The organism is Thermodesulfobacteriota bacterium (assembly GCA_036397855.1).
GTDB lineage: Bacteria > Desulfobacterota_D > UBA1144 > Nemesobacterales > CSP1-2 > DASWID01.
Genome location: DASWID010000169.1, coordinates 1 through 12,124, shown reverse-complemented (window position 1 = coordinate 12,124; position 12,124 = coordinate 1). Strand labels below are relative to the sequence as shown.

The 12,124-nt window shown below is 43.6% G+C and carries 8 protein-coding genes; 1 reads left to right on the top strand and 7 read right to left on the bottom strand.

Features of this window, described 5'->3' with window-relative positions; translation table 11 throughout:
- Positions 1 to 73: 73 nt before the first annotated feature.
- Complete coding sequence (gene odhB, locus VGA95_13100) at positions 74 to 1,390, top strand: 2-oxoglutarate dehydrogenase complex dihydrolipoyllysine-residue succinyltransferase (protein HEX9667477.1); 1,317 nt, start codon at positions 74 to 76, stop codon at positions 1,388 to 1,390.
- A 20-nt stretch (positions 1,391 to 1,410) separates the two neighbouring features.
- On the opposite strand, the gene VGA95_13095 is transcribed toward odhB, so the two are convergent.
- From VGA95_13095 to VGA95_13065, 7 genes are all read right to left on the bottom strand, one after another.
- On the bottom strand, positions 1,411 to 2,142 hold the full coding sequence (locus VGA95_13095; GenBank protein HEX9667476.1) for a glycosyltransferase family 2 protein: 732 nt from the start codon (positions 2,140 to 2,142) through the stop codon (positions 1,411 to 1,413).
- Positions 2,143 to 2,160: 18 nt separating this feature from the next.
- Positions 2,161 to 4,641, bottom strand: coding sequence for an ATP-dependent DNA helicase RecG (gene recG / locus VGA95_13090; GenBank protein ID HEX9667475.1), 2,481 nt, complete (start codon positions 4,639 to 4,641; stop codon positions 2,161 to 2,163).
- 223 nt (positions 4,642 to 4,864) lie between these two features.
- Positions 4,865 to 6,973 (bottom strand): type I DNA topoisomerase, encoded by a 2,109-nt coding sequence (gene topA / locus VGA95_13085; protein HEX9667474.1) that lies wholly within the window; start codon positions 6,971 to 6,973, stop codon positions 4,865 to 4,867.
- A gap of 370 nt (positions 6,974 to 7,343) precedes the next feature.
- The gene (locus VGA95_13080; protein ID HEX9667473.1) at positions 7,344 to 8,735 is read right to left on the bottom strand and encodes a UDP-glucose/GDP-mannose dehydrogenase family protein; all 1,392 of its coding nucleotides are present in this window, start codon (positions 8,733 to 8,735) and stop codon (positions 7,344 to 7,346) included.
- 137 nt (positions 8,736 to 8,872) lie between these two features.
- The gene (dprA, locus tag VGA95_13075; GenBank protein HEX9667472.1) at positions 8,873 to 10,015 is read right to left on the bottom strand and encodes a DNA-processing protein DprA; all 1,143 of its coding nucleotides are present in this window, start codon (positions 10,013 to 10,015) and stop codon (positions 8,873 to 8,875) included.
- 143 nt (positions 10,016 to 10,158) lie between these two features.
- Positions 10,159 to 11,847, bottom strand: a complete 1,689-nt coding sequence (locus VGA95_13070; protein ID HEX9667471.1) for a GMC family oxidoreductase — start codon at positions 11,845 to 11,847, stop codon at positions 10,159 to 10,161.
- Positions 11,848 to 12,124 (bottom strand): hypothetical protein (locus VGA95_13065; protein ID HEX9667470.1); only part of this gene is annotated, 277 nt, incomplete at its 5' end. It lies immediately after the preceding gene.

Sequence of the window (12,124 nt, the reverse complement as noted above, 5' to 3'; positions counted from 1 at the left end):
TAAGTTAAAATGTGAAAGGGAAATGCATGACATATTATGCTTAACAAACTTATAAACCGGAGAATCGAAAATCATGTCGTTCAACATAGTAGTGCCCGAAATGGGTGAATCGGTGGTCGAAGCCACAGTCGTGAGATGGCTAAAAAGGGAAGGAGAACCTGTGAGTCCAGGTGAAGCTGTTGTAGAACTTGAGACCGAGAAAGCAAATTTTGAGGTAGGGGCTGAGAAAGGAGGTGTTTTGGTACGCATAGACAAAAACGAAGAAGACGATGTAATGGTAGGCGATGTATTAGGGGTAATAGATGAAGCCCGAAAGGAAGAAGAAGAAAAAAAGAGAAAGCCTGAGCAGGAAAGAGAGAAAAGAAAGAAAGCAGCAGAAGAACCAGAGAAAAAAATTGAGGTTAAGCGTGAAGAATTTGAGACAAAAGAGAGGGAGCCCCTTAGGGTTGTAAAAGAAGAAGAGGAAGGCCCAGAGATCAAAGCCACTCCTGTAGCAAGACGCATTGCCGAAGAAAATGACGTAGATCTGAGATTAATTGAAGGTACAGGGCCCAACGGAAGGATCACAAAAGAAGACATAGAGAACTTCCTTGAGAAAAAGAGGGCTGAGCCCAAACCTTCAGGGATTGAACAGAGGGAAGAGAAGGTCTTGCAAGAACCAGGCGCTCCCAAACCTGCAGCAGATCGTTCCAGGCAAGAAGAGAGGGTTCGAATGTCTCGTCGCCGAAGGACTATAGCTCGCCGTATGCTCGAAGCCCAGAGGACAGCGGCGATTCTCTCTACCTTTAACGAGATCGATATGAGTTCTCTAATGAAACTACGCAAACGCCATAAGGAGTCCTTCAAGGAACGCTATGGGATCGGCCTTGGCATAGTTTCATTCTTTGTCAAGGCCTCGATAGGGGCTTTGAAAGACTTTCCACTTTTGAATGCGGAGATACAGGAAGATGAAATAATACTCAAAAATTATTATGACATTGGTGTAGCCATCGGCGCTTCCGCAGGATTGGTAGTCCCGGTGTTACGCGATGCTGATAAAATGTCTTTCGCTGAAATCGAAAGGGCAATTGCCGAATATGTGAAAAAAGCCGAGGATGAAACGCTTTCACTCGAAGATTTACTTGGAGGTACCTTCACCATAACAAACGGTGGCGTTTTTGGCTCATTGCTAAGCACACCGATTCTCAACCCTCCACAGGTAGGCATCCTGGGTCTGCACAAAATTGAGGACAGACCCGTCGTAATAAACCAAAACATAGAGATACGCCCCATGATGTATGTGGCTCTGAGCTATGATCACCGTATAGTAGATGGGCGCGAAGCAGTCTTATTCCTGGTAAGGATTAAAAAACTCATAGAAGATCCCGGAGCCCTACTCTTAGAGGGCTAATTATTTATTACATTCGAGCATTATTTCTCTGAAGAGCATTTCTTGGCCTTGTATATATTCTTCTTCCAGTAAATAACAGCGAATTGATCCACCGGTTTTCCCATTACATCGAGCCACCATATCTTTATATCGCCTGCAAGAACTCGATAGACTCCACCCTCTAGGAAACGGCGGGGAGAAGTTTTGATTTTTTTTCTGATCAGAGCCAACGTTCCCACTTTCTTCAATGAAGAGCAAAAATCAGATGCTTCAAGAATCCCTTTATTCGGATAGCCACCAAGTCCGCGAAACACGGTGGCGCGAACGAAAATTCCCTGGTCTCCATAAAATTGATGGGAAATTCTGTAGCGAATGCGGTTAATCAATTCAACTACACGTAGACTAAAACCCTTTCCATCAAGGGCGAATTCAAATGCACCACCCGCTATATCTTGACTATCCAGAACAGTTTTAATCTCTTTGTCATACCCCTCGGGAAGAATCGTATCGGCGTCGAGAAACAAATACACATCCCCTGTTGAAATACTGGCACCTCTGTTCAGAGCTTGAGACCGACCAGCTACCTCGGGTCTAATTTCAATAAGGTTCACACCAAGTTTCTTCACAATTTCAGTTGTTCCATCAGTCGAACCACAATCTATGACTATGATTTCATGAGGCGCTCCAAGAACGGCGTTTTCCCGCACTGCGTACACAGTTTTGGAAATATATTGAAATTCATTCAATGCCGGGATGATTACACTCAGTTGCATGATATTAAAATCCTAATTCTAGGAAATACCCGCAAGTTCTAGACTCTCCCCCCATCTTTTAAGAACTCCCCTGTACAATCTCGGATAATTAACAAGTGTCGGATCCTTTTTTACAATATCAAAAGCTTCATTTCTGGCTTCACCAAGTATTCTAGCGTCTCTCAACAAGTTCGCGAACCTGAACTCTGGCAGACCGGATTGCCTAGTTCCAATGAATTCTCCTGGACCCCGAATCATGAGATCCGCTTCTGCAATTTTAAAACCATCGGAAGTATCCCTCAATATAGAGAGCCTCTCATGGGCATCAGCCGATCGCTTTGCAGCAGATATTAAGATGCATATAGACTCGTGTTCCCCTCTTCCAACCCGACCCCTTAATTGATGGAGTTGCGAGAGACCATACCGCTCAGAATTCTCGACCACCATCACCGTCGCATTCGGAACATCCACCCCAACCTCTACGATGGTTGTTGCAACAAGGATATCCGCTTGACGCGAAATAAACTTTTTCATAACCTCATTTTTCTCTTCGGTCTTCATTCTCCCATGAAGCAGACCAAGTCGAAATTCTGGGAACACATCCTTTCTCAACTCATCAAACATCTTAGTTGCGAACCTCAAATCCCTATGGTCAGGGCTTTCAGACTCCTCAATCAAAGGATAAACAATATATGCCTGTCTCCCCTTAATCACCTCCTTCCTGACAAGGTCATATGCTTTATCGCGTGCACCTTTTTCTTCAAAGAAGACGAAGGTCTCTATCGCCCGTTGATGAGGAGGCATTTCATCGAGAACAGAAACATCAAGATCTCCATATACGGTCATAGCAAGGGTCCTTGGAATGGGTGTAGCAGTCATAACAAGAACGTCGGGGTTCTTACCCTTACTCCTCAGTAGGGCTCTTTGAATTACCCCGAACCTATGTTGCTCATCTATCACCACAAGGCCAAGATCTCTGAATTCAACCTTTCCTTGAATCAACGCATGTGTTCCAATAACTATTTTTGCATCTCCAGAATTGATTGCATTATAATTCGACTCTTTCTCATTTCTACTTTGACCGCTCTTCAAAAGTACAGCCCTAATACCAAATCCATCAACATATTTGAGGACAGATCTTAAATGCTGTTCGGCTAAGATCTCTGTAGGAGACATTAGCGCAGCCTGGTATCCACTCTCGACGGCTTTTAGCATGGACAACAGTGCCACGACCGTTTTACCGCTCCCTACATCCCCCTGGAGAAGCCTATTCATGGGGCGATCCGCTCTCATATCGTTTTCGATCTCAGAAAGAACACGTGATTGAGCCGAGGTAAGCTTGAATGGAAGCTCTAAAAGCAGTTTTTTAGTCAGCTCTCCTGTAGGATCAAATGATATACCGGGCATTTTCGAAATGTCTCTTTTTTTGAGGGCAAGCCCTACCTCCAAGAGGAAAAATTCATTGAACGAAACTGTCCTATGAGGTAGAGAATTATAAATAGAACTCTTGTCCGACAAATCTACAAGGTCGTCCGAATTGCTCGGAAAGTGAACCCTTGAGATTGCTTCATCTATACCCATAATGTGATTTCTTTTCCTTACTTCGTAAGGAACATAATCGAATTCACTCTTACCATAAGTATCCAATATAATGCTTTCTATCTTCCTGATCCGCCTCTGTTTTATACCCTCGGTCAATGGATAAATCGGGACGATTCTGTTAAAATTGAGCATGTCTTTTTCGATGCCTTCAATATCTTCAAAAACTTCCACATCGTCGGGACTTGGATGGACAATCTGAAGTGTATTGTTGTACCTGTTTAAAGTCACATCTCCACTCAGTATCACCGTGTAACCTTTCTTATATGTTGCCTTGAGATATTTAGGATTGTATTGATACCACGAAAGGGCGAGCGTTCCTGTTCCATCTGAAACAATAACCTGATAAATTCCCCTTGACCTCGATCTCACCATTCCGCTAAGAACTATCTTTCCCATCACGGTCTGACGGCTATTAGGCTTTAGTGTAGATATTCTCTTGATGTTTCTTCTATCTTCATATGTCCGCGGAAAGTAATTAAGGGCATCTTCAACTGTCTTTATACCCTTCCTTGAAAGTACTTCAGCTATCCTGGGCCCGACCCCCTTCACATATTGGATCGAGATTTGAGATAGATCCGTTCTATCAGGTGTCGGACTAATGGTTTCTCGCGTTGCCAAATTCTCATCAACAGGATAGTCTTCAACACCTTTCAGTCCGGTGATTATACCGAGCGAGTCTATTATTAATTTTTTCTTACCGTTAAGCCGTAATCTATTGTAGGCGCCGAATGACTGCCTTAAAGATTTAAGCGTCGTAACCTCTTTTACAGTCAGGTTGAGTGACAGTGCTCTGAGAGTCATATCTTCTACCACCTTGTCCAGATCCTTTACTTTATGAATATTTTGAAAGTTTGTCCTAGATGCAAACCTCAGAGGTTTCTCAAGGGACTCCAAAATTTTCTGTAGACCTTCAGTCACAGTTAAAGATTTTACTGGGAGTTATTCAATATTTCCAAGTGTGGGGGTATTTCAAACAGGAAGAATAACGTTGAGTCTAGTTTGTTCTTAGCGAGAGACGAAATGAACAATTAATCCAATTAAATTCCCGAGTCATGATTCTATCTTGATCGATATAGAATACAGATCCCGCCAACGACTCCAATTAATACTGCATCTCTATTCGATACGATTCTGCGCTCTATTAAACAATCTTCCTTTTCAGTTGATTTGCTTCTTCTTCTTTTTTATGGCTCTTACCATCAACAATAATATCCTTTTTAACCTCATCTATCCTCTTTACGTTCTTACAATCAGGATAGCCAGTACAACCCAAAAACTTTCCATACCTGCTAGTCCTGACCGCCATTGGTTTACCACACAATTCGCAAACGATATCATGCATTACCTCAGGCATCACTTTCTGTATTATCTTAATCTCCCCATCGCTACCGTAAACAAACTTCTTCGCATTTTTGCATTCCGGATACCTGGAACATGACAGAAATTCCCCTCTTTTCCCCCATTTAATCAACATCTTTGACCCACATAGTGAGCAATCTATATCTGTTGGTATTCCCTCTTTTCTCAAGCTTCTCATTGACCTTTCGGCTTTATTGAGCCTCGAAGAGAACCCGCTGTAAAATCCCTTCAGGATATCAACCCAGTGCGCTTTACCTTCTTCCACCTCGTCGAGTTTTCCCTCCATTTCTGCTGTAAATTTAATGTCCATGATTTCAGGAAAACCTTCTATAAGAAGATCATTTACCGAGCGGCCCAGGACAGTCGGTTTTAATTTGGTTTTTTCCTTCATTACATACTCCCTTTCCTGTATTGTGGAGAGTATTGTTGCATATGTGGATGGACGACCTATCCCATTTTCCTCAAGCTCCTTTACCAGCGAGCTTTCAGTGTACCTGGGAGGCGGTTGTGTGAAGTGTTGTTTCCCCTCAAGTTCTAATACCCTTAGCTCCTCACCAACGGCTAATTCAGGAAGCTTCTTATCTTCTTCAGAGTCTTCCTCCTCTTCCTCCTCTTCCTTTCCCTCCATGTACACAACAGTGAAACCAGGGAATTTAATAATTGAACCGGTTGCGCGAAATACACCCCTTCCGGCATTTATATCAACCGACGTCTGGTCATATATTGCCGGATTCATCTGCGATGCAATGAATCTATTCCAAATGAGCTTATAAAGCAGAAGCTGATCTTCAGTTAAAAACGATTTTATCGAGTCGGGGGTTTTGATTACTGCAGTCGGCCTAATCGCCTCGTGCGCATCTTGAGCAGATTTCTTTACCTTAAACACATTAGGCTTTTTGGGAAGGTACTCGCCACCATAGATATTATTAATGTATGACCTCGCCTCACCGATAGCATGTTCAGATATCCTGACAGAGTCTGTTCTCATATATGTTACTAGCCCCATCGGACCTTCATCACCGAGTTCTATACCCTCGTATAGCTTTTGAGCGATCGACATCGTTTTTTTCACGGGGAATCTGAGTTTTCTCGACGCCTCTTGCTGTAATGTACTTGTGATGAATGGCGGGAGTGTTTTCCTGATCCTCTCTTTTCTATCTACAGAAGAAACCGTAAACTTTTCACCCTTAATCGAATCTACAATCCTTTTAGCCTCTTCTTCATTAACTATCTTTATCTTTTTGCCATTATAATTATTAAGGATTGCTTGAAATGACCCATTATGCTCATCTATCAACTTCTGCAACCTGGATTCAATCGTCCAATACTCTTCTGTCTTAAAGCTCTCTATTTCCCTTTCTCGCTGTACAATCATCCTGAGTGCAACGCTCTGCACCCTTCCGGCACTCAGCCCCCTCTTCACCTTCCTCCATAGGATTGGGCTTACCTGGTATCCGACGAGCCGGTCCAGTATTCGCCTCGCCTGCTGGGCCTCAAACCTATCCTGGCTCAGGTTCGTTGGATGTTTTAAGGAATCGAGTATGCCCTTTTCAGTGATTTCATATATTAGCACCCTGTATGCCCTATCTTTCAATTTAAGCCTGTTGACAATATGCCATGCTATTGCTTCACCCTCTCTATCTGGATCCGAGGCAAGATAGACCCTGTCAGCATTTTCTGCAGCCTTAGCAAGCTGAGAGAGATATTTATTCTTTCCCTTTATTACAACATAGTTTGGCTTAAAATCCTTATCTATATCTACACCGAGTTTGCTGGGTGGAAGATCAATCAGATGACCTGACGAAGCCTCGACATTGTAATCATTTCCCAGATACTTTTTTATAGTCTTCGCCTTGGATGGAGACTCAACTATGATAAGTGACTTAGTCATTAAACCCCCCTTAATGCACGTTTATTAACTGTTAGATTAATCATTCGAGCTCAAGATTCAATCCTCTTATTAAATTTTACAACCTTCTACCTGATAATATATTCTTTTGCAATACTCTTAGGAATCCACACCACCGTAAAATAGACAACACTGATCTATTACGCAAGGATCGGTCATAGAGGGAATAAAAGGTTACAAAGATATTGGGTTATAGTATATTGAATAATTTAAGGAAGTTATGGATGATACCTAATAAGTTGTTTTAAGTGCCTTAGTAAGATAGTTGCAAGATATCTCCGAGATTTATTGATTTTTTCTATTTTAAATTTAGTCGGTAAATCTCATAACATCAATTTAGAGATGTTACGCCTTAAATCCTTTGTCGGGTTTTAACACCCGGCTTTTTCTTTACAAGATCAGCCACACTGCCCCCATCATCGATCCCGCCGATATTCTCAAGATTATTGATACCTACTCCAATATAGATGAAACCAACGTCTCTGAGCATCTTAGGATTATATAAATTCCTACCATCCACTATGATTGGGGTTCTCATTAATTTCTTCATTTTGCCGAAGTCAGGCTGGTGGTACTCGTTCCATTCTGTATTAATAACTAGGGCATCTTTATTTACACAAGCATCATAGTTAGACCCTGCATATTTAATCTTTTTACCGTAAATTTCCCTTGCTTTATCCATCGCAACCGGGTCATGAACCGTTACCTCAACCCCGCCCGACAGTAACCTATCAATCACGTATAAAGACGGAGCCTCTCTTATGTCGTCGGTCTTGGGTTTAAATGAGAGCCCCCACACAGCAATCTTTTTACCCTTTAACCTTCCCCCGAAAATCCGTTCAATCTTCTGCCAGAAAAGCTCTCTCTGTAGCGTGTTAACCTGATCCGTTGCCTTACAAATCCTTAGTTCAAAATTCAAATCTCCGGCCGTCTTGATTATCGCCTTTACATCCTTAGGAAAACACGAGCCTCCATAGCCAATTCCGGGAAATAAAAAATGACGCCCTATTCTGTGATCGCTACCGATGATTTGTCTAATCTCCGAAACATCAGCACCGACAAGCTCACAGAGGTTTGCAATTTCATTCATAAAGGAAATTCTCGTAGCTAACATTGCATTTGCAGTATATTTGGCAAGTTCGGCTGACCTTATGGATACAACCATAGCCCTGTCGCCTGACCTCATGAACGGTGAATAGAGCTCCTTCAGGATTCCCCCAACAGAAGGCTTATCGACACCGATCACCACTCTATCCGGTTTCATAAAGTCCTCGACTGCAGCTCCCTCTTTGAGGAACTCGGGATTTGAGGCAACATCGAATTCATGGTCGCCATTTCCCCTTATTATTTCCCGAACCATCTCGGTTGTTCCAACAGGTACGGTACTCTTTGTTACAATGATCTTGTAATCGTCCAGACACTCGGCAATCGATCTTGCCACCTTAAATACCATCCCGGTATCTGCTGAACCATCGCCATTGGGAGGCGTACCGACAGCCACAAAGACAATGAATGACTTTTTCACAGCTTCGGAAATATCCGTAGTAAAATGGAGCCGTCCCTCTTTAAGGTTTGACCGTACAAGTTCTGGAAGGCCTGGTTCATAAAAGGGAACCATCCCCTTTTTTAAAGCCTTTATCTTGTGCTCATCTACATCAACACAGGTTACATTGTTCCCACTAGATGCTAAGCATGCTCCCGTAACGAGACCGACATACCCAGTACCAATAATACCTATTTTCATCACATTGCTCCCTTCACAAAGTCACTTTAGGATATCACAACTTTAATAAACTTAAACAATTTTCGTAAAAAAAGGCCAGAAACAGCTTCAATGTCAGATGACCCATCTCATGTCAAACTGAGAATCATTTTGTAAATTTAGAACCTACTTAGCCGAAACATTTTACCAGGAAGTTGCGTAATGAGACCTTCCAGCTCCAGGGAAAGAAGGGTGGATAAAACCCTGCCAGACTCAAATCCAGATTGCGTGATAATATCATCTATATGAATAGGCTCGTTCCCGAGTGTAGAAAAGACTCTTTTCTCATCTTCATTAAGTCTTTCCAGAATAGGGCCAATAACAACGGCCGACTCTATTGGCTTAAGCCGCCTGAATGCGTCGATCTCACTCACGATATCCTCAACTGAAGCGACCAGCTTCGCCCCTCCTTTTATAAGAGCATTTGTTCCACAACTCAGTCTTGATCCTATATTACCAGGCACGGCAAAAACTTCTCTGTTTTGTTCAAGCGCAAACGATGCCGTAATTAGGGCTCCGCTCTTCTCGGGAGCCTGAATTACCACAACTCCTAGTGCTAGACCGCTTATTATTCGATTCCTCTTAGGGAAATTTACAGCATCGGGATCGGACCCGAGGGGGAACTCCGATATGACTGCCCCGTGTTCTGAAATCTGATTATAGAGATTTTTATTTTCAGGCGGGTATATCACGTCTAAGCCAGACCCAAGGACTGCTATGGTCCTTCCTCCGGATTTTAATGCCGCTGCGTGGGCGGCAGAATCAATCCCACGCGCCATGCCACTCACTATGGTAATTCCCATTGATGCCAGCTCAGAGGCTAAGTTGTCCGCTACAAGCCTTCCATATCGATCGGCCGCCCTCGTGCCAACTATTGCAATTGCTAGCTCGTCGCTGGCACAGATCTCACCGTGTAAATAAAGGATCGACGGAGGGTAATAAATCTTAGAGAGATTTTTCGGATAGTCTCTACCAATTATGGAGACTAGCTTAAAGCCGAGCCTCTTTAAGTTCTGGATCTCAGAATCGACTCTTTCCCAGTCTGAGAAATTCTTGATTGACTGTGCCGCCTTTTCGCCGATTCCTTCTACCCCCTCAAGCGCTTTTATACTGGCTTCAAAAACTGCTTTGGGATTCTGGAACCTAGAAATTAGATTTTTAGACCCCACATCACCGACACCCGGCACAAAGTTAAGACCCAACCAGTACTTCCATTCCTCCATGATATTAGAAGGTTTAACCCCAAAATTTAGATATTTCAACTCAAGGTAGCGCCCGTTCCCCGAACGGGCTTCATCAGGAAGCCATCATCCGGACTGATATGGGGATCAGTCCCTACAATTTAAAAACTTTCCCCCCACCTTCAATCCCCTCAGAGAGCGAGGAAATTTTACTGAAGAATGCACTATAGGTTTCCCTTTTTTGCTTCGCGGATGATAAAATCCGCCGCCCTGAACGCAATTGCATGAATAGTGAGTGACGGACTGTCTCCGCCGCCCTGTGTTACAAAGCAACTGCTGTCGATTACAAAAAGATTTTTCACATCGTGGCTCTGGCAATAAGGATTTAAGACAGAGGTCTTGGGATCACTCCCCATTCTACAGGTACCACCCATATGCGACATCATGCTCAGATCATAGGAGCCAAATTGCCTGACCATATCTACAGCCCCCGCTGCCTCAACGATCTCATTACACTTTCTCTGCATAAACGACAGCATCTCGAGGTCGTTGTCGCTTAATCTTGTCGAGATCCTGGCAACTGGAATTCCGTAATAATCCCGAACTTCTTGGTCAATCGTTATCATGTTTTCTTCACGAGGTAACTGCTCCCCAATCGCAAATACATTAACCGCATGGCCAAAATATTTTTGCATAAAGTCCTTATGCTCTTTCCCCCAGCCAGGCGCTATCTTCTGCGCATAGCTGAGTGGCCCCAGCAAATCCAGGGCCGACACTCCAAGTACTAGTCCGCCCATGAAATTGTTTTCCTTTCTCGGTTCATTATAATCCCAGGCTCGGCTATCTATCTGAAGCCCTTTATACGATTCGATTGGCTCAGCGAAGAGAACCGTGTTACTATAGATTACTGTCTCCATAAAATTCTTTCCGACCATCCCACTGTTATTGGCAAGACCTTCCGGAAATTGAGAAGACTTCGAATTTAAAAGCAGCCTCGAGGATTCGAGTGCGCTCGCAGAAACAACGACTATTTTTGCATTTTGTATTTTTTCGACCTTATTGGAGCCAAAATAAATTACTCCATCAACTTTGCCGTTTTTATTTACGGTAATCTCCCTTACAACCGAATCTGGTCTGACCTCGACATTTCCGGTTGCCTCCGCTTTTGGGATCAAAGTCACATCCATACTACCTTTTGCCTTCATCATGCATCCGAGAAAACAGCCATTACAATAGTTGCAAGCTGGCCTGCCGCCGAAGGGTCTTGAGTTGATGTTCAGAGAGTTAGGCCAGAGATGCAGTCCTAGCTTATCGAAACCAACCTTAACCCGCTCACTCGCACAGCTAAGACCATGCGGGGGATTAGGAAATAGACCCCCGGGCGGTTTGAATGGGTTCCCATTTAAACCCGTAACTCCCAGTAATTTTTCGGCCTTTTCATAAAAAGGTTCAAGGTCTTTGTAATTTATTGGCCAGTCGTCTCCAACTCCGTAGAGAGACTTCGACTTAAATCCATATGGAGAAAAACGGTGTGCCTCACCCTGGTAGTGGAGGGTTGTCCCTCCGACCCCTTTCGCCCTGTCGACATGGGGCGGCCTTCTTCTATCAGAGTTATTATAATTACCCTGTGCCTTGGACCATGAGCGAAGTTTTTTATATTTTGGATCTAATGCTTCTGGTTGGCTGTAGGTATAAAGGTCTTTCTTCCCACCATACTCGCGCTCGGCAAAAGGCTCAGGATATGGGTATTGCTCCCAGTCCGTCTGAGCAAGGTGGTATTCTTTTTGAGTAAATCGAGGACCCGCTTCGAGAACCACGACGGAGAATCCAGCCTTCCCGAGCGCATATGCTACAGGAGCGCCTCCAGCACCGGATCCTACAATACAAACGTCAACTTCCTTACTTGCGCTCATCTAAAAGCCACACTTATCGTAATCCAGATTCCCTTTCCACTGCGGAGGCCCCTGATAACCCACGACCTTCCACCCTGCGTCGCTTGTATAGAAGATTTCAATTGTCTCACGAATTAAATGATTAATAAGCAATATGCCCGGTAGCATAGTGCCATACAGATTTGAAACTCCGCCACTGCTGGAAAGAGATTCGCTCGCGTAGGCCATGTTTAAAATCTCCATCATTTCATCTTGATTTAAATCGAGAAAACTATCCTTACCGGCTAATTGTTTTGCC